The 26,463-nt window shown below is 49.9% G+C and carries 23 protein-coding genes and 1 pseudogene; 6 read left to right on the forward strand and 18 right to left on the reverse strand.

Annotation, left to right across the window (positions count from 1 at the left end; all coding sequences use genetic code 11):
* Nucleotides 1-247 precede the first annotated feature (247 nt).
* A complete protein-coding gene (locus KQJ23_RS21255) occupies nucleotides 248-1,003 on the forward strand; it encodes a M15 family metallopeptidase (RefSeq protein WP_216480922.1) in 756 nt (251 codons plus the stop codon).
* Here KQJ23_RS21255 and KQJ23_RS21260 read toward each other — a convergent pair.
* Entirely contained in the window at nucleotides 984-1,916 is a 933-nt protein-coding gene (locus KQJ23_RS21260; protein WP_249529965.1) for a radical SAM protein, read from the reverse strand. The genes KQJ23_RS21255 and KQJ23_RS21260 overlap by 20 nt on opposite strands.
* 177 nt (nucleotides 1,917-2,093) lie before the next feature.
* On the opposite strand from KQJ23_RS21260, the gene KQJ23_RS21265 reads away from it, so the two are divergent.
* A complete protein-coding gene (locus KQJ23_RS21265; protein WP_216480924.1) occupies nucleotides 2,094-2,435 on the forward strand; it encodes a cupin domain-containing protein in 342 nt (113 codons plus the stop codon).
* A gap of 5 nt (nucleotides 2,436-2,440) precedes the next feature.
* On the opposite strand, the gene KQJ23_RS21270 is transcribed toward KQJ23_RS21265, so the two are convergent.
* From KQJ23_RS21270 to KQJ23_RS21340, 15 genes are all read right to left on the reverse strand, one after another.
* Entirely contained in the window at nucleotides 2,441-3,397 is a 957-nt protein-coding gene (locus tag KQJ23_RS21270) for a 3'-5' exoribonuclease YhaM family protein (RefSeq protein ID WP_216480925.1), read from the reverse strand.
* Nucleotides 3,398-3,747: 350 nt separating this feature from the next.
* Nucleotides 3,748-5,937, reverse strand: a complete 2,190-nt coding sequence (locus KQJ23_RS21275) for an FMN-binding protein (RefSeq protein ID WP_249529966.1) — start codon at nucleotides 5,935-5,937, stop codon at nucleotides 3,748-3,750.
* 345 nt (nucleotides 5,938-6,282) lie between these two features.
* The gene (locus KQJ23_RS21280; protein ID WP_216480926.1) at nucleotides 6,283-6,603 is read right to left on the reverse strand and encodes a hypothetical protein; all 321 of its coding nucleotides are present in this window, start codon (nucleotides 6,601-6,603) and stop codon (nucleotides 6,283-6,285) included.
* Between the two features lie 173 nt (nucleotides 6,604-6,776).
* Nucleotides 6,777-7,244, reverse strand: coding sequence for a disulfide oxidoreductase (locus tag KQJ23_RS21285; protein ID WP_216480927.1), 468 nt, complete (start codon nucleotides 7,242-7,244; stop codon nucleotides 6,777-6,779).
* Between the two features lie 17 nt (nucleotides 7,245-7,261).
* Complete coding sequence (locus KQJ23_RS21290; protein ID WP_346779439.1) at nucleotides 7,262-7,969, reverse strand: DsbA family protein; 708 nt, start codon at nucleotides 7,967-7,969, stop codon at nucleotides 7,262-7,264.
* 206 nt (nucleotides 7,970-8,175) lie between these two features.
* Entirely contained in the window at nucleotides 8,176-8,802 is a 627-nt protein-coding gene (locus KQJ23_RS21295; RefSeq protein ID WP_216480964.1) for a 50S ribosomal protein L25, read from the reverse strand.
* Between the two features lie 177 nt (nucleotides 8,803-8,979).
* Entirely contained in the window at nucleotides 8,980-10,692 is a 1,713-nt protein-coding gene (ptsP, locus tag KQJ23_RS21300; RefSeq protein ID WP_216480929.1) for a phosphoenolpyruvate--protein phosphotransferase, read from the reverse strand.
* Entirely contained in the window at nucleotides 10,685-10,960 is a 276-nt protein-coding gene (locus KQJ23_RS21305; RefSeq protein ID WP_044480071.1) for an HPr family phosphocarrier protein, read from the reverse strand. The genes ptsP and KQJ23_RS21305 overlap by 8 nt, the downstream gene beginning before the upstream one ends.
* Nucleotides 10,961-11,217: 257 nt before the next feature.
* Nucleotides 11,218-12,063 (reverse strand): glucose PTS transporter transcription antiterminator GlcT, encoded by an 846-nt coding sequence (gene glcT / locus KQJ23_RS21310; RefSeq protein WP_216480930.1) that lies wholly within the window; start codon nucleotides 12,061-12,063, stop codon nucleotides 11,218-11,220.
* A 403-nt stretch (nucleotides 12,064-12,466) separates the two neighbouring features.
* Nucleotides 12,467-14,029, reverse strand: a complete 1,563-nt coding sequence (gene floT / locus KQJ23_RS21315) for a flotillin lipid rafts scaffold protein FloT (RefSeq protein ID WP_216480965.1) — start codon at nucleotides 14,027-14,029, stop codon at nucleotides 12,467-12,469.
* A gap of 12 nt (nucleotides 14,030-14,041) precedes the next feature.
* The gene (locus KQJ23_RS21320; RefSeq protein WP_216480931.1) at nucleotides 14,042-14,587 is read right to left on the reverse strand and encodes an NfeD family membrane protein; all 546 of its coding nucleotides are present in this window, start codon (nucleotides 14,585-14,587) and stop codon (nucleotides 14,042-14,044) included.
* Between the two features lie 89 nt (nucleotides 14,588-14,676).
* A complete protein-coding gene (locus KQJ23_RS21325) occupies nucleotides 14,677-15,840 on the reverse strand; it encodes an iron-containing alcohol dehydrogenase (protein WP_216480932.1) in 1,164 nt (387 codons plus the stop codon).
* A 681-nt stretch (nucleotides 15,841-16,521) separates the two neighbouring features.
* Nucleotides 16,522-18,111 carry a UDP-glucose--hexose-1-phosphate uridylyltransferase gene (locus KQJ23_RS21330; protein ID WP_430522326.1) on the reverse strand — a complete coding sequence of 530 codons (1,590 nt, stop codon included), beginning with the start codon at nucleotides 18,109-18,111 and terminating at the stop codon, nucleotides 16,522-16,524.
* A 3-nt stretch (nucleotides 18,112-18,114) separates the two neighbouring features.
* Entirely contained in the window at nucleotides 18,115-19,104 is a 990-nt protein-coding gene (gene galE, locus KQJ23_RS21335; RefSeq protein WP_216480934.1) for a UDP-glucose 4-epimerase GalE, read from the reverse strand.
* A 2-nt stretch (nucleotides 19,105-19,106) separates the two neighbouring features.
* On the reverse strand, nucleotides 19,107-20,285 hold the full coding sequence (locus KQJ23_RS21340; RefSeq protein WP_216480935.1) for a galactokinase: 1,179 nt from the start codon (nucleotides 20,283-20,285) through the stop codon (nucleotides 19,107-19,109).
* Nucleotides 20,286-20,414: 129 nt separating this feature from the next.
* Between KQJ23_RS21340 and KQJ23_RS21345 the strand changes: the two genes are divergently transcribed.
* Nucleotides 20,415-21,272 (forward strand): AraC family transcriptional regulator, encoded by an 858-nt coding sequence (locus tag KQJ23_RS21345; protein ID WP_216480936.1) that lies wholly within the window; start codon nucleotides 20,415-20,417, stop codon nucleotides 21,270-21,272.
* A 24-nt stretch (nucleotides 21,273-21,296) separates the two neighbouring features.
* On the opposite strand, the gene KQJ23_RS21350 is transcribed toward KQJ23_RS21345, so the two are convergent.
* Nucleotides 21,297-22,067, reverse strand: a complete 771-nt coding sequence (locus tag KQJ23_RS21350) for an NAD-dependent protein deacylase (protein WP_216480937.1) — start codon at nucleotides 22,065-22,067, stop codon at nucleotides 21,297-21,299.
* Nucleotides 22,060-22,869, reverse strand: a complete 810-nt coding sequence (locus KQJ23_RS21355; RefSeq protein WP_346779440.1) for an HAD family hydrolase — start codon at nucleotides 22,867-22,869, stop codon at nucleotides 22,060-22,062. The genes KQJ23_RS21350 and KQJ23_RS21355 overlap by 8 nt, the downstream gene beginning before the upstream one ends.
* A gap of 249 nt (nucleotides 22,870-23,118) precedes the next feature.
* On the opposite strand from KQJ23_RS21355, the gene KQJ23_RS21360 reads away from it, so the two are divergent.
* The 3 genes and pseudogenes from KQJ23_RS21360 to ilvD all read left to right on the forward strand — a co-directional run bounded on the left by KQJ23_RS21360 (nucleotide 23,119) and on the right by ilvD (nucleotide 26,421).
* Complete coding sequence (locus KQJ23_RS21360; RefSeq protein WP_216480938.1) at nucleotides 23,119-24,168, forward strand: acyltransferase family protein; 1,050 nt, start codon at nucleotides 23,119-23,121, stop codon at nucleotides 24,166-24,168.
* 128 nt (nucleotides 24,169-24,296) lie between these two features.
* Nucleotides 24,297-24,548: pseudogene (locus tag KQJ23_RS21365) on the forward strand (KGG domain-containing protein); the annotation flags it as partial.
* 187 nt (nucleotides 24,549-24,735) lie between these two features.
* A complete protein-coding gene (ilvD, locus tag KQJ23_RS21370; protein WP_216480940.1) occupies nucleotides 24,736-26,421 on the forward strand; it encodes a dihydroxy-acid dehydratase in 1,686 nt (561 codons plus the stop codon).
* The last annotated feature ends 42 nt before the right edge of the window (nucleotides 26,422-26,463 follow it).

Below are 26,463 nucleotides of genomic sequence, written 5' to 3' on the forward strand. Positions count from 1 at the left end.
AGGAGACTCCAACAAATAAGTGACATTTTCATAGCACAGTTAAGGTGACATTTTCACAGACGATTGACAGATAGAATAAATAGAAAAATCTCCAAGCCGTTATAAGGCTAGGAGATGAAAAAGAGCTGTTTAATCCATATCTATTTCCGTTACAATTATATAGTAGAGAAAATATAGTAATTATTGGAGGTTCTATTATGCTGACTTATCTCGCTTATCCCCATGTCCTCGTCTAGCGGCTCTCGGCATGGCACTAACCATGCTCGCCTCTTCGTCCGGCTTCGACAGCAGGATTGCAGCGGCAGCAGCCCCTGCAACGGCAACTGCCGGCACCGCAGCAACAGTGAATTCACCTACACCCGAAGCTTCAGCACCCAAGGTAGAACGCGGTACACTTCCCAAGGGATTTGTCTACGTAGATGAAGTCATTCCGAGTGCTCTGTATGATATTCGCTATTATAGTGAAGAGAATTTTATCGGCACCCAAATCGACGGATATGAAGCACCGCTGGCTATATTGACCACAGAAGCTGCAAATGCGTTAAAAAAGGTCAATGAGGATCTGGAAAGTCAAGGATACCGCCTCAAGATTATTGATGCCTACCGCCCGCAAAAAGCAGTAAACCATTTTATTGCATGGTCCAAGGATCCGAAGGACACTTTAATGAAGGAAATCTTCTATCCGGATGTAGACAAGAAGAACCTGTTCAAGTCAGGATACCTCTCTTCGAAATCCGGCCACTCCCGGGGCAGCACAGTGGATGTGACCATGGTCTTTAAGCGGACCGGCGAAGAAGTCGATATGGGAAGCCGCGTCGATTTTCTTGGACCGATCTCTAGCCACGGTACAGATCTGATTAACAAGGAGCAGCGCAAGCACCGCTACATTCTCAAGACCGCCATGGTCAAGCAGAGCTTTAAGCCGTATACCAAGGAATGGTGGCACTACACGCTAAAGAACGAGCCGTTTCCGAGTACGTATTTTAATTTTGATGTGAAGTAGGGAATAGCGCCTCATAGGCAGGACATGGCTCCCGATCCAGGAAGTCGCGTAAAGGCTCCGGCATCTCTTCGTAAAGACGGGTCAGAGAGGTTCCTTGATAAATGTTGCCGATGATGACTGGATAGCATAGCTCCGATATCAAGATATCCCCGTTCCCATGAAGATGAAGCTGCTTCTTTCCTTCAATGCAATGAGGAAAATACACGCCCGGCTGTTCCTTGAATCCAAGCTCGGTCATGAAACGGTCCATGCAGGTAAAGTAGAGTGTTGTATCTTCCTTTTTTCTCGCAATCAGGCTGTTTACGGCTTGCTTGAGCGCCTCCCGGGCAGCAATGGATTTCCAGCCGGTATGATCCATGATGATGCTGTTCTGAATCTCATGCGTCCTTACGCCAAGCTGATAAACATGGTCGCTGATCTCATCCATCCGGTGCTCGGTCTCACTGAACAGCAGGGTTTCAAGCACCGTATCTATTCCCGCCTGGACACACATCGAGATATTCTCCCGAATCTTATAATAGATACTTCGGTGGATTCCGTAATAAGTGGAGAAGTCACCCGCATCAATGAAGTTAAATGAGATATGGATATTCGTCAGCCCGGCTCCGGCCAGCTGATGAATTCGTTCTTCGTTCAGAAGACTTGCGTTGGAATTGAGCTGGGTATGGATCCCCCGCGAAGAGCAGTAGGCAACCACGTCAACACAGTCCTGAAATTTAAGCGTCACTTCCCCGCCGGACAAGCGTACTCTTTTCAAACCGGGCAGTTGTTCAAGCACTTCGATTATTTGAGCCGACCCAATGCTGTTTCCGTCATTACGTTTATATGCACAGCAGTAATCACAGCGAAAATTGCAGCTTGAGGTTACGCCGACCTCCAATCCTTCCAACGAATAAATATCAGGTTTGTTCATTTCCAATGCTTTATAGGCCATTGTAGCAGCATCCTTCCCTATGTGTTCGCCCGGAGGTGTCATTCCGGCATTTGCGATTATAAGGTTTTTCCTTGGAGATGAATATGACAAAATTGATCCTCATCAAGTTTCGTTTTCGGAAATGCAGGTAAAATACAATCAAGGAGGGATTTAATCATGGAAAAAAACATACTGGGCTCCCTGCAGGAATATCAGGAAGCCCGTTTTACGAAAAGAGTAGCTTTTCAAAAAGGAGAAAGTGTCGTATTTGTGCTTAACTTCATGCCCGGGCAGCAATTGCCGGCGCATCAGCATCCGGGTACGCATGTCTTCATTCTTGCTCTGGAAGGTACGGGAACGGTTACCGCTGACGGAACCGCCTACGAGCTTCGCAAGGGAGATATCATCCACCTTGAAGGAGACGAGACCTTTGCCTATGTGAATGACGGGCAGGAAAATGCTTCCCTGTACGTAATTTTAACGAAAACACCGGGGCCCGAATACGCGAAGAACGTTTAAACCGTTTAGATCCGGGTCTTGTATATCGCCTTATTTTCCAATCCCCTAATCATAGGGGTCCATTCATCCTTGTCCGGGGTAGTGTTCATCGCATCTTCCACCATTTGCATCTTGGCATCGAGTGCATCGATGTGATGGAGTGCCACTGCCTCGGCCATTTGTGGTTGAACCGGACTTCCCCATTCCCCCAAATTATGATGAGACAGCACCAAATGCTGCAGTGCAATTACCTTCGGAGAATCAGCCGCGATCCCCATCTTCAGAGCTGCTTCCGTAATCCAGCTTGAAGCCATCGCGATATGTCCCAGCAGCTTGCCCGGTACGCTGTATTCTGAGACAATGCCAAGCTGGGCAACCATTTCTTCCGGCTTCGCAATATCATGCAGAATAATCCCCGCCTTTAACAAGTCAGCGTTCAGGAACGGCCGCTGCTTGCAGAGGAACTCCCCGAGCTCAAGCATGCGAACCATATGATAAGCCAGCCCGCCGTAATAGTTATGGTGGTGAGTCTTGGCTGCCGGCGCCTGCTCCAGCTGATTTTCCACCTTTTGAACACAGAACTCTACAATTTCCCGAAGCTCCGGGTCTTTAATTTCCTGTACAATCTTCATGATAGTCTGAACCAAAGTATCGGACGGGACCGGTGCAGAACGGATAAAATCGGTAAGCTTAACCTGATCTTCCTCTTTTGCAGGTCTGATCTGCAAAATCTTGATCTGAAGCTTATCCCGATAAGTCTGTACAAGCCCCTTCACCTTCACCAGCCCCATCGGGAAGAAGGTTTCCTTGTCCAGCGCAGAAGCATCCCACAGCTTGGCCGGCAATTCACCGCTGCTATCACATAATACGATATCCAAATAATCCTTAGGAGGCGTATTGTTTGTTTGCTTGATCTCGACCTCCTTCAACAGATAAAAACCTACGAACTCATCCTGGCTATTCAATTGATTAATCAATGTCACGGGCGATTCCTCCACACACTTCGTAAGATTACTACTTCGTGATCAAAAACTGATTTTTTGAACTTCCTCGTTCAATAAAGGTTCAAAAGGTCAGCTTTTCAGCACCGAGAAGGTTGCGAGAACCCGAAGAAGGAGGAACGGAGTGTAGGAGAACCCTACATGAGTACCGGACTTCAAGGGTGAACGCAAGATTCGATGCCGAGTCAACTTCCCGAACCACTTCGTGATCAAAAGCTGACTTTTTGAACTTCCTCTATTATACAGCAAAAAACAAGCTTGCTCCGCTTCATAAGGAAGGAAACAAGCTTGTTTTGCTCAATAGAGCTGGTTCATACCGCTAGAATCAGCTATTAAATTCCGGCATTTTCAAGCGCTGATTTAATAGCTTCTACGACTTTGCCGGAGACCGCCTTCACTTCATCGCTGTCTCCGAAGGCTGCCGGGCGGTATCCATACTTATGGAGTCCATTCGTTGTGCCTTCTTCAATCTCTTGTCTAACCGCCAATTGGTCAGCAGACAGCTTGTCGTCCGCGATAATTTTGCCGGCTTGATCAAGGAAGTAGACCTGCATTTTCACAGGAATATTCTTCTCGATAGTAGCCATAACATAGACCGATTTGTCGGAGTTCGTACCTGGGAATACGCCATTAGCATAGGCCGTCTTATACGATTCCGAAACCTCTGCTCTCTTGTATGCCTGACTTACCGCAGACTTCAAAGCTTCGCTGCTGCTGGTAGCGCCAGATACAGCATCGACTTGTGCAGCATTCTCGCGGGTAGCTCCATTAATGAAGCTTGCCTTCAGGATCGGAATCGCTCTGATCACATCTGCATAGGCAGAGGATCCGCGGTCAACCAGGTTGACACCCACACGGTACAGATCAACCGCTACGATTTTTCCGTTACGAAGAGTTACATCCGCCTGATTCGCACCCTTATCATAAGCGCCGCCATAACCGGTGAACTTACCGTCTTTGTAGTTGCTTTGTGTCTTGGAGGCGTTATCCAACGCATCCTGCAAGGCAGCCTTGGCTGCGAGCGTCAATCCGCCCTCACCGCCGATGGAGCCCAAGTTTGCGCCCTTCAGCACGAGACCCTCATTGGCCGCTGCCACAAATGCTTGTTGAGCTTCAGACAGGTCTTCATTCTTAATCAGCTTGCCTGCTTCATCGAACAGATACGTCGTTACCTTGGCAACCTTATCATTCTGAATATCTGCAAGAAGGAGTACGCGGGACTGGTTATCTACCCCTGCGAATGTACCTTCAAAGTATTTCTTGCCATCCTGTACAGCCAGCGCTTTCTCAAACGCTCTCTCTACGGCTTCATTCCAGCTGTGGCTGCTCTCGGTTGCTCCGGAGATCGCATCCGCATCACTGTAATTATCAATATAGGAGCCATTTGCAAGCAACTTGGCAGTCATTGGCGCATTGGCCTTGACCACGTCAGCATAAGCTGTGTCTCCACGGTCCAGCAGATTCGCACCAAGTCTGTACAATTGTACGTCTACGAGCTTGCCATTGCGGATATAAATATCCGCTCTTTCTACTCCCTTATCTCTTGCCTCACCATAAGCGGAGTAGAATCCGTCAATATACTTCACACCACTATCAATCTTGGCATTTTGTTCGGCATCCCAGAAAGCATTAATTGCAGCCTTGAATTCCGCTTCCATTCCCTTCACTGCCACGGCCTTTGTGCCTTGATAGAGCAGGGCATTAGCCAGCGTGTATACCTCTTTTGCCTGTTCAGCCGTCATGTTGGCTTCATCAATGGCCTCGCCCTTCTCAGTCAGCGGATAAACCTTAACGCCGAGCAGGCGGTTGGCATCATAATTTGCAAACACCATATATTTGCCTTCAGGATCCACGCCCATGTGCTCACCTTCGAAGTAAACCTTGCCAGCAGGTTTCTCAACGAGCGCTCTTTCAAAGGCACGATCCACTGCAAGCTTCCAGCCATCGCAAGAACGGGTTGCACCGGAGACCACATCAACTTCAGCAGCCTGTTCCCGGGTCTTGCCGATGATGCTGCTCGTCATTGGCTCATAGGCTTGCCAGAGCCCGCTGTAATTGTTGCGAACATCGCGGTCGATCAGCTTAGGGCTGGTACGCAGCAACTCCAGATCTGCTACCTTGCCATCCTTAATGGTGACCTTGGCTCCTTCTGTTCCTTTGGAATAGGCGTTGCCGTAAGTAACATAGACGCCATCCTTGTATGGATTGGCCGGTGTTACCACAGGCTCAGCAGCAGGTTCTGTTTTTGGTGTTGTCGTTGCTGGTGTTGTTGTCTTTGCAGGGGTTGTCGTCGACTTCGCCGGAGTTGTTGTCTTGGATGGTGTAGTCGTCTTGGACGGTGTAGTTGTCTTGGACGGTGTAGTCGTCTTCGCAGGCTCCTTGGACGGAGTGGTTGAAGCCTCCTCTGATGCGGCAGAGACTGCATCGATGTTATTGATTTTGAGCGGTGATAAATCTACGGTCAGCGCAAGCGATGACAATACCATTGTCGCACTAAGTGTAACGGCAATAAATTTTTTCAAGTTCTGTCCCTCTCCTTTACAAAAATATGAAGTATGTAGCACCTTTGATGTACGGAATAAGTCATTGTACATCTTTCCCGTCTTAATCCATCCTCCCCCTCGACCATTCCCCAACCGCCAGCCTCTTGCATTTGAAGTGATTTTTTTCACATTTTATGCTATACAAAAAAATCCGGCATTTGGCGTTGATTTATGATACTAAGAAAGGAAAAATGTATCTGTGAAATGAATCACAACCACAGGAACATTTGTCACTCTTGTGTGAAAAATCGCTTCATCAAACCGCTTGACGGATTTCAGGCGGTACAGCTTCTCACTGTTCCCGCCTGATAATATCTCCCTTGATTAGTCAAAGTCCCAGGGCTTGTCGTCAATAAGCTTGCCGCTTGTCAGAACACAATCTGCAACCCAGACAGTTTCGAGCGCCCCCGGCTTTCCCCGGGGAAGCGAAGGAGTTTCAATCGCAGCTACCGCAACACTCGGATCATTCCCTATTTCCTGAATAGACTCTTCCCCTTCTGTATATTCTTCCACAGGTGTAACATCCGGATAGTAATGCAGCATCAATTTCTTTCGGTTTGAGGATTCGCTTGTTCCAGAATAATTCGGACTAAACAACGACTTTATAGAATTACGTGACTTGATGGCGCCCATTTGTTTTTTCAAGACCGCTCTCTCCTTTTACCCAGTTCATACTCTCCTGCATCATATGCATGGGCCTAGGCGATCGTCACTAATATACAGCTCTATCACCGCAGTTTCGTGTGAGAGCCCAGCAACGCAGCAATATAAAACTGGCTAGTGATCTGCGTGCGCACCGTAGGCTCGCCCTTTTATGCTCAGTTGCTTTGCTGACCTGCGTCTTCGCCTGCCAAGGATTCGGTGCCATGCTCAGGCTTGTCCTTCGCCGCCCACAAGCACACGATGATAAGAACCGCAGCAATCAGCGCCAGCAAAGGAATCGTGATGAATCCCCACCAGTTAATATAGTCGAAATTACACGGAATGCCGACTTTGCATGGCAGCAGCTCAGACATAAATGGAACCTTCTGAAGCGCATAATGGTAGACAGAGATGACTGCTCCCACGGCACTTAACGGAATCGAATACGTAATGATGTTCCGGTCCTGGCGATAGGCGGCAATCCCGAGCAGGATCACCTGAGGATACATAAATATACGTTGAAACCAGCATAGCCTGCAAGGCTCATAATGCAGGACTTCACTAAGATATAAGCTTCCTGCCGTCGCTACAAGGGATACAAGCCATGCCATATAAATTCCGTAGTTCCGGAAAAATGAGCGCATCCGCTCTGCCCCCTATCTTATTCGCTTTCTTTCAATGCTTCCTCAACCGCTTGCTTAAAGACCGTGTAATTGCCTAATTGGCCATGATATTCAATACCATTTATATAAAAGGTAGGCGTGCTTTGAACATTTAGCTCTGTAGCTTTGTTATATTGCTCAGCCACTTCCGATTGGTAGGTTTTATTCTCGATATCTTGACGAAGCAGATCGTAATCGACCGGAAGGTTTATGTCTTTCGCCAGCTCAACTAAAAAGTCAGCCGTTGCCCACTCCACACTTTCTTCGCCTTGGCGGGTGAATATGGCGTCAAAATAATCCCAGTATGCTTCTGCGTTCTGATGATAGACGGATTGGACGGCGAGGGCAGCCGTCGTCGAATCCGCAGCTAGAAACGGCAGATTTATAAAGTAAAAGGCCACATCTCCCTGCTCGATGTACTCACTATTCAATTGAGGCTTGATGGTCTCATTCGCAATTTTACAGGAAGGACATTTGAAGTCGCCGAATTCAACAATTTTAACCGGCGCATCCTCCGATCCAAGTACAGGCAGATTGGCATAGTCAAATTCTGCCGCCTTAACAACCGGCTTCAGATCCAATGATAATACGATAATAATCAGAACCAATAGAACGCCCACTGTGGAGAACCAGAGCAATCTTCTTTTCCGCTGCTGCTGTTTCAATCTCTCGCTCTCTGCTTTACGTTGATGAATTGTGCTTTTCACTTTTTTCGGCGGCATGGAACCCCTTCTTCCCACAAATTATTCAATAGATCAGAATAACCTAGCAATCTATCGATCCTGCAACCATTCTAGTTACAATTTCGTGACAAGTCAAGCTCTGCTATACAAGTTGGACTGATGCTGGCACATGAAAACAGGACCCTTCCCGCACGGTTCCCCGTACGGAAAAGATCCTGAATTGAATTCTCTTATTCGGCTGGTGTTTCTCCCTCGTCCACAACCTCGCCTGTCTCCTGTGCCTCTTCCGAGGCCAAGAGATCCTCATCGACTACCCGCGGCAATACGATGGACGCCAGCAGCTCTTCCGGGGAAGCCATCAATGTAATGCCATCCGGCAGCTTGACGTCGGCTGCAAGTAGCTTGTCCCCCGTCCCGAGCGAGGTTACATCCACGGTAATCATAGGGGGAAGATCGGTAGGAAGTCCTTCGACCTCCAACTCCGTCGCCTGAACCTGAAGAATACCCCCAACCTTGGTGCCCTCCGGAGTCCCTTCAAGCTGAAGCGGTACCTTGACCCGCAGCGGCTTGTTTTTAAGCACCTTCTGAAAATCCGCATGCACGACTTGACCCGCACGTTGCTGAATATCTTTGATCAGGACCGGAATCGTCTCTCCACCCTCCACCTTCAAATCAAAAAATTCAGATCTGCCTGTCCGCGATACCCGGATCAGATCCTTGGCATCCACATGGACGGGAATGCTTTCCGTCTGGGCCCCGTATACTACCGCTGGAACGCGTCCGCTGGTTCTCAATTCACGGAGTGATGAACGGGCGAAATCCTGTCTTCGTACAGCTTCAAGATGTGACGTAGTCATCATGGATCAACCTCCTGTTATTGGACATATCAGTATATTACCCAATTATGCTCGCATCTAACGTCCGGTATTCCAGAAAAAGAAAAAGAGGACTGCTCATCAGATCCGTAGATCCTCTAAGTCAATCCTCAAAGTATTAGATGGAAAAGATAGGAGAAACCCTATTGTACAATTAAACTATTGCTTAATAGCTTGAACCAATTCTACAACTTCTTGTGCTGTCCGCTTCTGCAGCGCTTCTGCAGCCAGCTTCTCCATCTCGGCCTTAGACAGCTTGGAAATTTGCGATCTGGCAGGAAGAATTGAAGTCGCGCTCATACTGAACTCATCCAATCCTAATCCTAACAGCAATGGAATCGCGGTGGCGTCGCCCGCCATTTCTCCGCACATCCCAGCCCAGCGACCTTCCTTGTGGGCGGCATCGATCACCATTTTAACCAAGCGAAGAATCGCAGGGTTATACGGCTGGTACAGATAGGATACGCGTTCATTCATCCGGTCTGCGGCCATTGTATATTGGATCAGGTCATTCGTTCCGATGCTGAAGAAGTCGACTTCCTGGGCGAATTGATCCGCAAGAACGGCCGTGGAAGGAATCTCAACCATGATGCCCAACTGAATGGAATCGGACACCGTTGTACCTTCACCAACCAGCTTGGCCTTCTCTTCTTCAAGCAGCGCTTTGGCTTGGCGGAACTCGTCCAAGGTAGCAATCATCGGGAACATAATACGCAGATTCCCGTACACGCTGGCACGCAACAATGCCCGAAGCTGGGTACGGAAAATATCCTGGCGGTCCAGGCAGAGACGCACAGCCCGGAAGCCTAGAAACGGGTTCATTTCCTTAGGCAGATCCAGATAAGGAAGCTCCTTGTCCCCGCCGATATCGAGCGTACGCACGACAACCGGCTTACCTCCCATTTTTTCCAGTACGGTCTTGTAGGCCTGGAACTGAACATCCTCGGACGGAAGCTCGGTGCGGCCCATATACAGGAACTCTGTCCGGTATAAGCCTACGCCTTCTCCGCCATTCTCAAGCACGCCGGTCACATCGTTCGGAGTCCCGATATTCGCAGCTAGCTCAACATGCACCCCGTCCTGGGATACCGTTGGGAGATCGCGAAGCTTCTTCCATTCCTCAATCTGACGAAGATGGCGGTCCCGTTTTGCTTCATATTCGGCAACCAGCTCTGGCGCAGGATTAATAATGACTTCTCCATCCAATCCATCTACAATCAGCAGATCGCCAGACTCAATCTGGGACAGGATATCTTTCGTCCCTACTACGGCAGGAATCTCCAGAGAACGGGCCATGATGGCCGAGTGCGAGGTTCTTCCGCCGATATTCGTAGTAAAGCCCTTAACAAATTGACGGTTCAACTGCGCCGTATCCGAAGGGGTCAAGTCCTCGGCCACCACAATGACTTCCGTGCTAATTTCCGCCGGGTTCACATACTTTACACCCAGCAGGTGTGTCAGCACCCGCTTTGTGACGTCGCGCATATCAGCGGCACGCTCGCGAAGGTAAGCGCTTTTCATATTTTCGAACATAGTGATAAATTGCTTCGCCGTCTCATCCAGCGCAAATTCTGCAGTAACCAGCTCGTTAGTAATTTTATCGCGAACAGGGGTCAGTAGTTCCGGGTCATTCAAAATGAGCAAATGAGATTCGAAAATTTCGGCCTTCTTGGCGCCAAGCTCCTGGTGGGTACGTTCCTTAATAGCCTCCAGCTCTTGAATTGAAGCGGCCATTGCCTCTTCGAAGCGCTGAAGCTCTACTGCTGAATCCTTGGCATGCTGCTGCTTTACCGTATAGTCAGGATGTTCCAGCTTGAAGGCTGGAGCAATTGCTACTCCTGCAGATGCGGCAATGCCTGTAATCTTAAGCATGAACTTCTCCCAGCCCTTCACTAATCATTACATCGGTAAGCGCTTGAAGAGCTTCAGCAGCTTGCCCGCCTTCAACGGACAAAGTCAAGGTATCTCCCTTTTCCAGGCCCAAAGAGAGAACGCCGAGGATCGATTTCAAAGTCACTTTTCTGCCGCCTGATTCTGCAAATGCTTCGGATTCCTTAAATTTATTTGCGGTATTAACCAGTGCAGTCGCCGGACGAGCGTGGATACCGTCTTCATCTGTAATTCTGAATGTTTTTTCCATCATAAACAACTCGCTTTCATAAAATATTCTCTTGCTGATTCAAGTCAGAAGCACAGAACATACAACAAAAAGGCATGAGTCAACAAGAAATGATCCCTATCCCCTTAATACGGTTATAATACCCCACATATCAGAGATACAATCAAAAATCTAATCAACTCATGCCTGATCGAATCAGTAACACATTGTGATGATATTCAGTTGCAGTTCGTTAACGAAAGTATATCAAACCTGCTAGCTCGGTGCAAGTTTCTTCCCTAGTTAATCTCTTCGCGAGCCACACGGTGTAAATGCATCGTTAGATAGCTAATCTCAGCCCGGTAGACCGGCTTGTTCAGCCGCGACTCCATCAACCCGGTCAGCTTCCCGGCAAGTTCATATAAGACCGGATACTCATCACTCAGCATCCGTTCCAGCTTCTTCACTTCTTCCACCTGCTCGCCCCGGCGGATCCGCTCAATGGCAAACCGCAGATGCGTCAGCAGGCGGGAGTAATCCAGCGATTGCCGCTGAATCGTAATATGCAGCTCTTCTTCGATCATCTCTATAAGTTCGGCAATTAATTGGGCATGCCCCCGAACCTCACTGATATGACGATTGGTCATCGCACTATTAATATGAAGGGCAACAAATCCGATTTCATCTTCTCCCAGGTCAATGCCTAGCTTCTTCTGGATCAGACGGATCGCATATTCGGCCAGCTCATACTCCAGCGGGTATAGCTCCTTCGTCTCGTACAGGAACGGGTTATGAAAAGACAGGTCCTGGTCGACACGCTTAATGGCGAATGCCAGGTGATCCGTTAAAGCGATATGGATATGTTCATTAAGAGCTGATTGCGTCTTCTCAGAAATATAGTTAATAATCTCGCCGATAATTTCAATCAATTGCTCATCAATCTGTGGAACGAGCTGTTTGTACTGCTCCTGCTCCTGACGGCTGGTCAGAATGAACATCTTCTCCACGGATTCCAAGGGAATCGCTTCACCTGTCTTGCGGTTGAATCCGATGCCCTTCCCGATAATAACCACTTCACCATGAGCAGGATGATTCGCAATAATGACATTGTTATTCAATGCTTTTGACACTTGTAGGCTATTCACAACGGCACCTCATTTGGGGATGCTGATTCTTTTACTTTTTACTATAATACGTATTCAAAAAGTCAACCATTCAGCACCGAGAAGGTTGCATGAATCCGAAGAAGGAGGAACGGAATGATGTAGGCAGTCCTACAGGAAGTAGACAGACCCTACAGGAGCGAAATACTTCCATAGGAGCATACCTCGTAAGCATCCGCTCGGATTTCGAGGGTGAACGCAAGATTCGATGTCGAATCAACCTCTTGAATCACCTCTTGATCAAAAGATGACTTTTTGAACTACCTCTTATACTAAACAGCTTGTTCATTCATGCTTATTATAATCGACACGCCTGCTTGTTGCCACAATCGGGAGTAAATAAAAAGGCCATCCCCGGGGGTCAGCCGAAGATGGCGCACACTAATTAAATGATTTCTGAATCCGTGTCCTTAACAGGGGCTACCGGGGCTTCCTTCGCTGGCTTCTGTGCTACAGGAGCCGCAGGTACAGTAGGAACAGCTGGAGCAACTGGAGCAGCAGACCCTTTGCCTGTCAGCCGCTTGATCAACTGGTTCAGCTCGATGCCCGAGACATCCTTCAACATTTCCGGAGCGGTTGCCATCAACTCGGTCACATAATTGCTGACCCGTGCTGCGCCTTCACCTTTCCCCGTATCCACAACCGTCAATTTATCAATGGAAGAGATCGGAGCGGCAATTTTGCCTGCCAGATCCGGCAGCATTTTCACAACGATATCCAATACCGCAGCTTCTCCAAACTTCTGGAACGCTTCGGCAAGCTTCTCTTTGGCTTCCGCCTCCGCCAAACCGCGCAGCCGGATAATTTCTGCATCAGCAGTACCCTTCGCACGCTCTGCGTCCGCAATCGCCAGACCTTCAAGGCGCTTCTGCTCGGCCGAAGCCTTCGCTTGCGTCTCGATGGAATATTGAAGCGCATCGGCTTCTCTCATCTTGCGGGCCTTATCCGCTTCTGCGGCCTGTTCGACAGCATAACGGTCCGCATCGGCCTTCTTCTTCACTTCGGCATCATATTGCTTCTGACGAACGAGAATTTCTTTCTCCTGAAGATCAATCTCGCGTTCTTTACGGACGAGCTCAACCTTCATTTGCTCCTCTACCATCGTCTGCTTGGCTCTGGCTTCTTGGATATGATAAGCCTGGTCAGCTTCAGCCTTCGCCGTATCCTGATCCTTTTTAAATGAAGCAACCTTCAGTTCCTTCTCCTTGGAGGCCTCAGCGATATTCGTATCCCGCAGAAGCTCGGCCTTCTGGCCGGATTCCTCTGCCAAAGCTTTTTTGATTCTTGCATCGCGCATGGCTTCTGCTTCCGCAATATCTGCATCTCGCTTAACCGCTGCAATTCTTGGCTTCCCTAGCGCTTCAAGATAACCGTGCTTGTCGCGCACATCCTTGATCGTGAACGATACGATCTGCAGTCCCATTTTCTTGAGATCGCGGGCAGCAACGCCCTGCACTTCTTGAGCAAATTTATCGCGGTTCCGGTAAACTTCCTCTACTGTCATCGCACCGAGAATCGAGCGCAGATGACCTTCCAGCACTTCTTGTGCTTCGCCCTTCAAGGCATCGATAGGCTTGCCCAAAAATTGCTCGGCTGCAGTAGCCACATCTTCTACGGAGCTTCCGACTTTAATAATCGCCACACCGTCCGCCGAGACCGGAACACCTTGCTCCGTATAGACCTCTGGGGTCATGACATCGAGCTTGTGGGACAAGAGCGACATAAATTCCGCTTTTTGAAAAATCGGCCAGATAAATGCCCCGCCACCGCGCACGATCTTGATCCGGCGGCCTGATTCATCCTCTGAAATATTACGGCTTCCTAGAAATGAACCGGTTACGAGCATCGCCTCATCCGGGCTTACGGTCTTATAGCGTGCCCAGAATGCAAGGCCCAGTACCACAATAACAGCAATGACCACAACAGGGATTAGCAAAAAATCTGGAATCGGCAAATCCAATTACATCCTCTCCTTCTCTAGTTCATCAGATTCGTACAACTCAGTTACATGAACCACGCCGTCCTTCATTTCAACAATGACAACCAGCGCTCCGGCAGGAATACTGCGGCGGTCCCAGCTTGAAGCTGTGTGCAGCGTATTTCCGCCCACCATCTTGACCATGATCTCTCCGAACCCTTTAGCGGGAATCGGAACGGTCACTTCACCAAGCTTGCCAGGGAGCTCGGCATGGGAGAAGCCAACTGAATTCTCGCTGTTCTCCATCGGCTTGACATACACGAAATAAAGCAGGATGGAGACCACCAGAGCAATCAGAATTGCCAATACGACGATATTTCCGTGACTTAACGCCGTATAGCGTATCAGCAGAATGCCTGCTCCGCCAAAGGTGGTGATCGCGGAAGCGGTGATGACCGGCTTCAGAAAATCCACCGAGAACATATCGAAGATTCCTTCCAGCCAATTTCCGATAAGGTCACCTAGTATAGCGCTAAAGAAAGCAAACAGTGCACCGCCGATAAAACAGCTCCAAAATAAAGTCTCCATCCGCTTCTCCTTTCACTGCAGCCAATTGCCTTTCATGTAATATTTACGCAGTACGGTTTCCAATGTTTCACTTTTTTGTATTCATGAGCTTAGAGAGAGCTTCTGTATATGTCCAGTACGTCTTGTTTTTCCAATAGCGCGAAGTTGCCAAAAGCTCCGAAGCGAACCGCCTTGTCCGCCATTAGCTCCAGTTTACTATCGTCAATCTGGTAGTCTGCAAGTCTGCTAGGAGCCCCGATCGAGTTCCAGAAAGCCCGAAGCGCTTCGATGCCTGCTTCTGCAATTTCCTCGTCGCTCTTGCCTGCCGGATCAACCTCGAAGACCTGAATGGCCAAGCGTTTAAAACGGGCTATATCATGATGCATGACATGCTTCATCCAGTTCGGGAACAAAATTGCCAGACCTCCGCCATGCGGAATATCGTACACTGCCGAGACGGCATGCTCGATATTGTGAGTCGCCCAATCGCCCGATAACCCCATATTCAACACCCCATTAAGAGCCATCGTTCCGCAGTACAGAATCGTCTCACGGTAGGTTTCATTCTCCAAATCCTTGATAAGCAGCGGCGCAGTCTCGATGACCGTGCGCAGCACGGTCTCACAGAAGCCATCCTGTACCGGCGTATTAGGGGTTTGGTGAAAATAATGCTCGAACACATGGGACATGATGTCAACCATCCCATAAACAGTTTGCTCCTTGGGCAATGTTGCAGTATTAGCCGGCTCCAGAATCGAAAATGCCGGATAAGCCAGCTTGCTTCCCCAGCCCAGCTTCTCCTGAGTATCTTCATTAGTAATAACCGAATTCCCGTTCATCTCGGATCCGGTAGCAGCCATGGTCAACACGGTGCCCAAGGGAAGCGCATCGACAGGAGCAGCCTTCCGCTCGGCAAAATCCCACATATCGCCATCGTATTTGGCCCCTACAGCAATCGCTTTTGCACAGTCCAGCACGCTGCCGCCGCCAACGGCTAGCACCAGTTCAATGCCTTCTGAACGGCACAGCTCCACGCCGCGATGTACCGTTGAGAGCCGAGGATTCGGCTCCACGCCGGCAAGCTCAGTAATCTTTACGCCGAGCTCCTGAAGAATGGTAACGACACGGTCATACAACCGGCTCTTCTTAATACTGCCTCCGCCATAGACCAGCAGCACCTTGCTTCCATAGCGAGGCACTTCTTGCCGGAGCTGTTCTAATTGTCCCTTGCCGAATATAAGCTTGGTCGGATTGTGAAATTGAAATTGGTCCAAGACGAAATCCCTCCTAAAGATGGTGAAATAGACAAGCCGCTTAACTAATCTGATTATACCTTTCTTAGCGTAAACAGCAAAAGAGCCGGATTCTGCGTGCCAGGGGTAACGTGTGAGGTGTGCCTTCGATCGCTGTTGTTCGCGGATTCCTTGATTGAATAAGCCATACAAAGGGAGAAATCCACTCACAAAGGCGACCGCTATATGACAGCTAAAGCAGTATCCTCGCATCCCTCGATCTGCATATACAAGCTCGTCATCCGGCATAGGGCCACCGGACGATGCTGCTTTATAAACAATAAATATACACCACTGCACCAGACTCACAGTATCCTGCTTGCATGCACAAAGAGCCGTCCCGCTGACCAAGCTTCGGGACGGCCCCAACATTTGTTTGTTGCACATACGGCACTTGCTTCTCGCATTTGCACACACGCCAGTAATTTTATTGCATTTCGGCACTTATTTTGCCCAGCAACTTATCTGCTCACTCTGTTACTCATTGTCATTGATCACAAGAGTTTTCTACAACCTACGTTGTTGCTCATATGAGGGGTATGTCCTAAGCAGTTGATTTCTTCTTTGTGAGAACTTAGTCCAATTCAAGAAATCCGCGAACAACAGTGATCGTAAGCACACTTCACACGTTGCCCCCTAACTCGCCCTCCGATGTTTAGCTGTCTATGCTATTGCATGATAGCCTATAGCTCGGACGAAGCGTGTAAAGGCTTGCCGTCCTGCTGGATCTGTCTTGAATACGCCTGCATGCTCCAAGATCCGGGCAAACTTGCTGCCCACTTCTTGCCGGAGCAGCTCTTCTGCCTGCTCTGGAGGCACTGAGGTTCCATGCTGCCGAATAAGCTGCTGGATCCAATCCCCGTGCACGGCCAGAGGATGACCGGAGTTCGAGACCGCTGCTTGCAGAAGCTCCGTATTTCCTCCAAGAATCGCAGCAATATCAGCCAGCTCCTGCTTCAGCCGTCCAGGAAGAATGGCGAGCCCCATGACCTCAATTAAGCCGATGTTCTCTTTCTTGACATGGTGCATTTCCCGGTGAGGGTGGAAGATACCCTCCGGATGCTCCTCACTGGTGCGATTGTTGCGCAGTACGATATCCATCTCGTAGGCGCCATCTGCTCTGCGCCGAACAATTGGAGTCACCGTATTATGCGGCACTCGTTCCCCATTCTCCTCGCTGAAAGCAAGCACTTCGGCCGCGGGATCACTATATGCCTTCCAGGATTCATACACTTGATCAGCCGCTTCCAGCAGTAGGGAAGGATCATGACCGGACAGACGCAGAACCGACATCGGCCATTTCACCAAGTTGGCGGTTACGCCCGGATAATCCGGATGCGAGAAGGATGCCTCGGAAGGAGCGAGCTGAAGCGGGAATGTATGTCTGCCCCCTTGGAAATGGTCGTGCGTCAGAATCGAGCCGCCCACAATCGGCAGATCGGCATTTGAGCCGATAAAATAATGCGGAAAAGCCTCCGTGAAACTAAGTAGCCGTTTAAACGTCTGCTTGGTCAGCTTCATGGGAACATGGTCATGATGGAACACGATGCAATGCTCGTTGTAATACACATACGGCGAGTATTGGAATAACCACGGCTCATCGTTCAGTTCCAGCGGAATCACCCGCAAATTTTGTCTGGCCGGGTGGTTGATCCGTCCGGCATAGCCCACATTTTCCCGGCAGAGCTGGCATTTAGGATAGACCGGCGGCGGAAGAAGCTTCGCCATGGCGATTTCCTTCGGATTCTTCTCTGGCTTGGACAGATTGATCGTGATCTGCATGTCACCATACTCGGTCGGTTGATCCCAATAAATATTCTGGGCAACCCGATCCATCCGGATGTAGTTGCTCGCAACGGACAATTTGTAGAAGTCATCCGTTGCGGCTTGAATGCCGCCTTCCGCCGCCTTGCTGCGGAATGACGCGATGCATTCCGATGGACGGGCCATCAGCAGCCCCATAATCCGAGCGTCCAGCAAATCGCGGTAAGTATCTGTATTTTCCGGAATCAAGCCGACTTCAAGACCGTAATCAATCAGCACGGCAAGCGGCTCCTGGGGACCTTGCAGCGATTCATGCTCCAGAGCTTCAAGATAAGCTTCGTCAAAGCCGAACAGTTCCAGAAGACGATTCCGTGAATAATCAACATCCGTTTCTTCAATCATTGCCTGTTCCAGCGCGTAATGGACAAGACGTTCAATCGCCTTCCGGGCTTCAGACCTTCTCTGCTCTTCTGTACTCACGCTTCTCACTCCTTACTTGTCACCATAGCCGTCTGGATGATGCAAATGCCATTCCCACGCACTGCGGATAATATCATCTAGCTTATTGCGGGAAGGCTGCCAGCCAAGCACTGTTCTCGCCTTATCCGAAGAGGCGATCAGCACAGCCGGATCTCCGCCTCTGCGAGGAGTCACTACAACCGGGAAATCACGGCCGGTGACTTCCTTGACCTTGGCAATAACCTCCTTGACGGAGAAGCCTTGGCCATTGCCCAGATTGAATACGTTGCTATCATGACCTTGAATCAGATATTCAACCGCACGCAGATGCGCATCCGCCAAATCTCCTACATGAATGTAATCCCGTACACAGGTGCCGTCCGGTGTATTGTAATCATCACCGAATACTTGAATCGATGGACGCTGTCCGAGTGCTGCTTGCAGAATCAGCGGGATCAAATGGCTTTCCGGCGTATGATCCTCTCCGATCTTCCCGCTCTCATGCGCTCCCGCCGCATTGAAATAGCGAAGCGCCACATATTTAATGCCAAGCACCTGATCGAACCAGGCCATCATTCGTTCCATCGTCAGCTTGGTTTCACCGTAGACATTGGTCGGATTCGTAGCATCCGTCTCTTCGATAGGTACCTTTTCAGGTTCGCCATAGGTAGCTGCAGTCGAGGAAAATACGATTTTCCGTACGTCAGCCGCATGCATTGCTTCCAGCAGACACAGCGTCCCGTAAACATTATTGTCATAATACTTTACCGGATCTTTCATACTTTCACCGACCAGGGAATTCGCCGCAAAGTGAATGACAGCTTCAATCTGATTCTCGGAAAATAGCTTTGCAAGCAGCTCTTTATCGCGCAAATCTCCTTCATACAGCTTCCCGCCAAGCAATGCCCCCCGATGACCGGTCTGCAGATTATCAATGACTACAACTTCCTTCCCTTGTGCCAACAGCTCCGCTACAGTATGTGAGCCGATATAACCGGCTCCGCCAGTGACCAGAATTGCCATAATTAGTTCTCTCCCTTCATTTCATGGACTCCGTCGCCTACGCCGCATACATAGAAGTCACCTTCCAGGCCCGTGCGTTCCTTGTAAGCAGTTCCTACTTCTTGAACAAAACGCTCTACCGAATCCTCATGAACCAGCGAGACCGTACAGCCGCCGAATCCGGCACCGGTCATCCGCGAGCCGAGCGTGCCCTCAATCTTGCGTGCTTCTTCAACCATCACATCGAGCTCCAGACAGCTCACCTCGTACAGGTCGCGAAGAGAATCATGGGAAGCATTCATCAGGCCGCCGAAGGCTGCCAGGTCATTAGCTGCAAGCGCATCAACCGATTTCAGCACACGGGCATTCTCTTCAACCACATGAGTTGCACGCTTCAGCAGGACTTCACTGTTAAGCTTGCCCTTCAGTTCCCCGAACCGCTCCGGCGTCAACTGTGCCAGGAATTCGATCTCCGGCGCTTCTTCGCGGATCAAGCGGAGTGCTTCATCGCATTCGCTCCGGCGCTCGTTATACTTGGAGTCAACCAGACCTCTACGCTTGTTCGTATTGCCGATGACGAGCTTGTAAGCTCCTGTCTTGAACGGAACATGCTTATGCTCCAGCGTGTCGCACATCAGCAAGATGGCATGATCGATAGCCCCGTTCGCCACAGCGAATTGATCCATGATTCCGCTATTTACGCCGACATAGAGGTTCTCGGCCTTTTGGGACAGAACAGCGATCTCAACCTTATCGGCAGGCTTGCCTTCCATAGAAAGCAGTGCAAAGGCTGTAACTACTTCAATCGAAGCGGAGGAGGACAACCCGGCTCCGTTAGGAATCTCACCGTGATAGAACAGATCATAGCCGCTCGATAGGATTGTCCCTCTTTTCGCCAGCTCCACAATGACTCCGACCGGATAATCCACCCACTCATCACTTTTCTCCTTGCCCAACTCTTCAACCGGAATTTCAGCAGTATAAGGGAGGTTGGTCGAGGCAAAGGAAACCTTGCCGTCTTCTCTTTTGCGGACAGCCAGCGTTGTTCCGAATTCCAGTGCAGCCGGAAGCACGTATCCGCCATTATAGTCAATGTGCTCGCCAATCAAATTCACACGTCCGGGAGCGTTAAATACGCGAACAGCCTCCGCATTTCCTCCACATTTCGATATAAACAATTGTTCCATTTCCTTCTTCTTCATTCTTTACACCCCATCTTCATGGAATCTTGAATTTCTTGTCTTCAGTATAAGAAAAAGCGTTCTCTTTGATAATGCAACTATGCGTGTATAATATAGATATATGTGACTTCGAGAAATGGAGGATTTCATGTGATTCAAGAAACCTACAGCGCTGCGGCCAATCCCGAAATCAGCGAGACCAGCGAATTGCATGTGCTTTTTGCCGGCGAAAGCCAGACTGTAAACAACCATCGCCTGGGCCCAAAGGTTTACGATTACTACTTGCTTCATTATGTAGAAGAAGGACAGGGCTCCTTCCAGACCGAGTATGCCCAGTATGATCTTCAGGCAGGCGACTGCTTTCTCATTCTTCCAGAGCAATTGGTCAGCTATGCCTCTGATCCGGAGAATCCCTGGCGCTACCGCTGGATTGCCTTTGCAGGTGTACAGGCCAACCTCCTGATTGAGCGCGCAGGGTTCACCCCGCGCACAGCGGTATGCAGTCCAGGCACCGAGAGCGGCATTCCCTCTCTACTGGAGCAGGTCCTGCAAACCTTCCGCAGCAAAAAATCAAACTCCGATCTGGCCTCGCTGGGCTGTCTCTATCTCGTCATGGCGGAGGCAGAGCAGTCTCTCGTTCAAGCTGGGGCGCTTCCCGCTGGTGAATCCGGCGTACAGCGAATCGTAAAACAAATGATCCAATACATGGCAAGCCAATATGCACATCCCATGTCGATTGAACAGATGTGCTCCAGTCTTGGCTATAACCGGGCGTACTTGTCCCGAATCTTCAAGAAAGAGACCGGCTTCACGCCGGTTACGTATCTGCTCAAGCTGCGAATCGACAAGTCCCGGCAGCTGCTGCGCGAACGGCCTGAATTATCCATCGAGCAAATATCTTCTTCGGTCGGCCTGGCAGATGCCTTGTATTTCTCCAGACAGTTCCGCAGGTTCCACGGTCAATCGCCGAGTGAATATAGACGGGATGCCGCCCATGGCAACAGGTGAGAATACGCCCTGACCTGATATAGTTCACAGAACAACTGTTTTCAGGGCATCCATGACCGCCCCGATCGGATCCGTGATCAGCAGATCGGCTCTGCTGTCATAAGGCGTTGAGCCGGCATTCAACAATACCGTGCGGCCGCCTTGATAATATGTCACCAGATGGGCCGCCGGCTGTACCGTCAATGAAGTTCCCCCGATTAGCAGCAGATCTGCTTCAGCAATTGCACGAATGGAGCGCTCAATGGTATCATCATTCAAGTTTTCACCATACAGCACTACATCGGGCTTGATCACACCATGACAAGTTGTACAGAGCGGAACCGGTGCCGTACTCTGCATAACTTGATCCAGAGTGCAGAATTCACGGCAGCTCATGCAATAGTTGCGATGAATCGAGCCATGTAGCTCCAGCACATTTTGGCTTCCTGCCATTTGGTGCAAGCCGTCGATGTTTTGCGTAACGATTGCTTGAAGCCGCCCCGCCTTCTCCAGTGCCGCCAGCAGCTGATGAGCCGGATTCGGCCTGGCTTCCGGATGAATCATCTTGGTCCTGTAAAAGTCGTAGAATACTTCCGGATGCCGGTTGAAAAAGGGACGACTCAAAATTTCTTCAGGGGAATAGGACAGCTTGTTCTCCTGATGATAGATTCCGGCTGCCGATCGAAAGTCAGGAATTCCGCTCTCTGTAGAAATGCCTGCCCCGCCAAAGAATACGATTCGATTACTCTCAAGTATCCATTCTCCCAATTTTTCTATTTCTGGCTTGCACTTAAAGTCATGTTCAAGGTTATTCACGCTGTTTGTCCTCCTTCAGGGTCGTAGAATCCGCATTAGCAATCGGCTCCAGGACGGTATAATCCGGAATAATCCAATCTGCATCCACTAAATAATCCGTCGCATCGGGCTCTGAGGCAATGCCGATTGTGCCGTAGAGTCCTGCAAGCTTGCCCATCATCATATCGGCATTACTGTCTCCGATCATCAGGCAATCCTCCGCCCGGATTCCAAGCTCGCCCATTGCTACCTCCGCCATTTCGGGATCTGGCTTGCCATTGACCACCCGGTCCCTGCCCACAATACTCCCAAAATACTTGCGGATCCCTAGCCAGTCCATATGCTTCACTGCCTCTTTCGTTGTATCTGAAGTGACGACGCCTAACCGGATTCCGGCAGCCTCACAACGAGACAAGAAGCTATGGAGCCCCTGAATCGGAACCGCATTCTGCTTCTCCTCCAGCTTTTGCATGGCTACGGTATTGAAGGAGCGGATCTGCAGGAGCGCCTCATTCCAGGGAACACCTGCTGCATACAGCTGCCAGGCCAGTATTGCGGTTACCTCTTCTTCTGTGCCCATCGCTAGAGGGCCGGTCTTGTCATAGCCTTTCATCTGCCCGTCTGTATCCAGCATCAGCCCCAGCAGGCTCCCTACAGGAACCGTCGCTGCCGCTCCCATCACCGTTAGCTGGCCGTCCACCAGCCGGGTTAGCGTAAGCGCCCAATCACTCCATAGCGCCATAAAATCAAGCAAGGTTCCGTCCTTGTCCAATAGGATGCCGCGGCATGGGAAGATGCTGTCTTCTGTTCGTATTGCCGGCACGAAGCCACCTCCTGATTACTACTCTCTTCTTATTCTAACCCCGCCTCTCTTCCTGCACCAAATCAAAATTCATCACGATTCATGAGTTGGTCACATTTCAGCGCACTGATAGCGCTTTCTCTGGTGATTTTTATCACAAAGTTAAAGGGGCAAATCCAGTATCTTAGAGCCAGAAGCATTTATTCAAATTTTAAATATCCATTTTTCAAATCAAACTTATTGGATGTGCAGAAAGGAGTTAACGTCAATATGTCAGCACCTACATGGGAACAGCGGGGAGAGACGTTTTTCCTGAATCTGCGCTTTCTGCTCATACTCTGCGTGTTTGTCAGTAATGCCATTGAGCCGCTAATCTCACGCATGATCGGGATGAATTCGCTCTATATGTGGATTTTCACATTCCATATGCCCCTATTCGTATTTGTAACGGGGTATTTCGCCAAGACCAGCTTGACCGGAAGCGTTGGACGCAAGGTTCTAGTGCAGATTGGATTGCAATATGTTATTTTCCAGACGCTGTACTCCATCCTGGATATTACCGTATTTCAGGTCAACCATATTCATCATTCCTTCTTCGCTCCTTACTTGCTGCTTTGGTTCCTTGCCAGTCACCTGTGCTGGCGCCTGATCCTCCTTCTTCTGCAAAAGCTGTCGCCGTTCCGGCAGATTGCCGCCGCTCTCATTCTCGGCATTCTAATCGGATATTTGCCGCTTGACGGTACCTGGTTGAGCGTATCGCGAACCTTTGTGTTTCTGCCCTTTTTCATCGCAGGCTACCACTTCTCATTTGCCTGGATCGGACAGCTGTTGACCAAGAAATTCCGAGTGGTCGGAATTCTGCTATCAATTATCTTGTTCTTTACACTTGTGATCGTCGGAAATGAATTTGCACCGGGTTGGCTGTACGGCAGCATGACCTATATGCAGCTGGACACAGCATACTGGTACGCAGGCCTGATCCGATTCGCCCTTTATTTCCTGCAGTTGTTCGCAGGAGCGTGCTTCCTGGCCTTTGTTCCACAGCAAGCCTCAAGGCTGACTGATTACGGACGCCGCACTCTTTATGTGTTCCTGCTGCATGGTCTGCTCATCCGCTGGGCCGCCGCCTCGCCGTTATATGATTATATTGATAGCTATGCCGGTGCTTTTACAATCATTGCCTCAGCCGTATTGCTCACGATCCTTCTCAGCCAGCCAACGGTCAAGAAATGGACCTCGGCGGCAATTGAGCCTCCGGTAGAGTGGGCGCTGCACCTGGAACGCAGAGCTCTTGGAAATTCCGGAGCTGTCAGCAAGTAAATTCAGCCAAGGCGGCCCTTTCAGAAGGGCTTCTTTTTTTATTTTCGGCACATTTCGAGTTTCATCTTGCTAGCATGTGGTAAATAACACCATACCCTACCAAAAAATCAATCCAAGGAGTGATCTGCATGGCACGGGAAAATGGCAAGATGAGCCGGGAAGAAGCCGGACGTCTCGGAGGAAAGGCCACCTCCAAAAACCACGGTAAAGAATTCTACCAGGAGATTGGGCAAAAAGGCGGGAAAGCTACCTCCAGCAAGCACAGCAAGGAATTTTATCAGGAGATCGGCCAAAAAGGCGGGGAAGCTACCTCCGAGAAATACGATAAGGACTTCTACCGCAGCATCGGCCGCAAAGGCGGGCGGGCACGCGGCAGCAATTCATAATATGCAGACGGATCCTGCCAGGCGCGGATTTCCGTATAACAGCTCCGGTACAACGTACCGGAGTTTCTTTATTCTGTTGCTAGAAAAACAGGAATACATATGATAGACTTTATAAAAAGCTTTAGCGGTGTAAAGTTACAAAATTCACCAAGAGCAAAATAGATATGGAGGGATCTTTACTATGGCAGCTGGTAAAATGCGTTCAGATATGATAAAAAAAGGCTTTGACCGCGCTCCTCACCGCAGCTTGTTGCGGGCAGCAGGAGTAAAGGAAGAAGATTTCGGCAAGCCGTTTATTGCGGTATGCAATTCGTACATCGATATCGTGCCGGGGCATGTGCACTTGCAGGAATTCGGGAAAATAGTCAAGGAAGCCATTCGCGAAGCGGGCGGCGTGCCGTTCGAGTTCAACACGATCGGTGTGGATGACGGGATCGCAATGGGACATATCGGCATGCGCTACTCGCTGCCGAGCCGTGAGATTATTGCAGACGCTCTCGAGACGGTCGTATCCGCTCACTGGTTTGACGGTATGGTCTGCATTCCGAACTGTGACAAGATCACACCGGGCATGATGATGGGCGCTCTTCGGGTGAATATTCCAACTGTCTTCGTCAGCGGCGGACCTATGAAGGCTGGTGTTGACAGCAAGGGCCGCAAGCTCTCTCTCACCTCCGTCTTCGAGGGGGTTGGCGCTCACCAGGCTGGCCAGATCTCGGATGGCGATTTGTATGAATTGGAACAATTCGGTTGTCCGACCTGCGGCTCCTGTTCTGGGATGTTTACAGCGAACTCCATGAACTGTCTGGCTGAAGCTCTGGGACTGGCGATGCCGGGTAATGGCACAATTTTGGCCGTAGCCGAAGAACGCCGCGATTTCGTGCGGAAGTCCGCTCGCCAGCTCATGGAATTGATCAAGCTTGATTTGAAGCCTCGCGATATCGTTACAATCGAATCAATCGACAATGCCTTTGCCTTGGATATGGCAATGGGGGGATCCACCAATACGGTTCTGCATACACTTGCTCTGGCTCAGGAAGCCGGGATCGACTATCCGCTGGAGCGTATCAACGAAGTTGCCAACCGCGTGCCGCACATCGCCAAGCTGGCTCCGGCATCCGATATCTTCATCGAGGATGTGGATCGTGCCGGCGGCGTAAGCGCCGTGTTGCATGAGTTGCTCAAGAAACCAGGCGCCATCTATGGCGATCGTATCACCGTGACCGGCAAGACAATTGCAGAGAACGTTGAAGGCTGCGAAATTCTGGATCATAACGTCATTCATCCGATCGATCAGCCTCACTCCGAGAGGGGTGGCCTGGCCATCCTGTACGGCAACCTAGCACCGGAAGGCTCGGTCATCAAAGTGGGCGCCGTTGATCCATCCGTAGGCGGCTACCATAAAGGACCGGCAATTTGCTTCGATTCCCAGGAGCAAGCCCTGGAAGGCATCGCAAACGGAAAAGTGAAGGAAGGCTCTGTCGTTGTTATCCGCTATGAAGGACCTAAAGGCGGACCAGGGATGCCTGAAATGCTCGCTCCTACTTCCCAAATCGTAGGTATGGGACTTGGTGCGAAAGTCGGCTTGATCACGGACGGCCGCTTCTCGGGCGCTTCCCGCGGTATCAGCATCGGACACATCTCTCCGGAAGCGGCAGAAGGCGGCCCAATCGCATTCGTCGAGGATGGAGATATCATCGAGCTGGATCTGAATAACCGGAAGATTGAGCTTCACGTTGCCGATGAAGAGCTCGCCCGTCGCCGCTCCAATTGGAAAGGTTTTGAGCCGAAGGTGAAGACAGGCTATCTTGCACGTTATTCCAAGCTTGTAACGAACGCCAGCTCCGGCGGCGTACTTAAAATCTAACTATAATTTAGTTCAACTTATAGAATCACAAAAAATAAGGGT

Source organism: Paenibacillus brevis, from assembly GCF_018919145.1.
Taxonomy (GTDB): Bacteria; Bacillota; Bacilli; order Paenibacillales; family Paenibacillaceae; genus Fontibacillus; species Fontibacillus brevis.

Coding starts and splice junctions, on each gene's coding strand:
- KQJ23_RS21320 (WP_216480931.1), bottom strand. CDS start 14,587: ATGGAGACTTTATTTTGGAGCTGTTTTATCGGCGGTGCACTGTTTGCT.
- KQJ23_RS21305 (WP_044480071.1), bottom strand. CDS start 10,960: ATGGAAAAAACATTCAGAATTACAGATGAAGACGGTATCCACGCTCGT.
- KQJ23_RS21265 (WP_216480924.1), top strand. CDS start 2,094: ATGGAAAAAAACATACTGGGCTCCCTGCAGGAATATCAGGAAGCCCGT.
- KQJ23_RS21340 (WP_216480935.1), bottom strand. CDS start 20,285: ATGAAGAAGAAGGAAATGGAACAATTGTTTATATCGAAATGTGGAGGA.
- KQJ23_RS21285 (WP_216480927.1), bottom strand. CDS start 7,244: ATGCGCTCATTTTTCCGGAACTACGGAATTTATATGGCATGGCTTGTA.
- KQJ23_RS21295 (WP_216480964.1), bottom strand. CDS start 8,802: ATGACTACGTCACATCTTGAAGCTGTACGAAGACAGGATTTCGCCCGT.
- galE (WP_216480934.1), bottom strand. CDS start 19,104: ATGGCAATTCTGGTCACTGGCGGAGCCGGTTATATCGGCTCACATACT.
- KQJ23_RS21260 (WP_249529965.1), bottom strand. CDS start 1,916: ATGAACAAACCTGATATTTATTCGTTGGAAGGATTGGAGGTCGGCGTA.
- KQJ23_RS21255 (WP_216480922.1), top strand. CDS start 248: ATGGCACTAACCATGCTCGCCTCTTCGTCCGGCTTCGACAGCAGGATT.
- ptsP (WP_216480929.1), bottom strand. CDS start 10,692: ATGCTTAAGATTACAGGCATTGCCGCATCTGCAGGAGTAGCAATTGCT.
- ilvD (WP_216480940.1), top strand. CDS start 24,736: ATGGCAGCTGGTAAAATGCGTTCAGATATGATAAAAAAAGGCTTTGAC.
- KQJ23_RS21360 (WP_216480938.1), top strand. CDS start 23,119: ATGTCAGCACCTACATGGGAACAGCGGGGAGAGACGTTTTTCCTGAAT.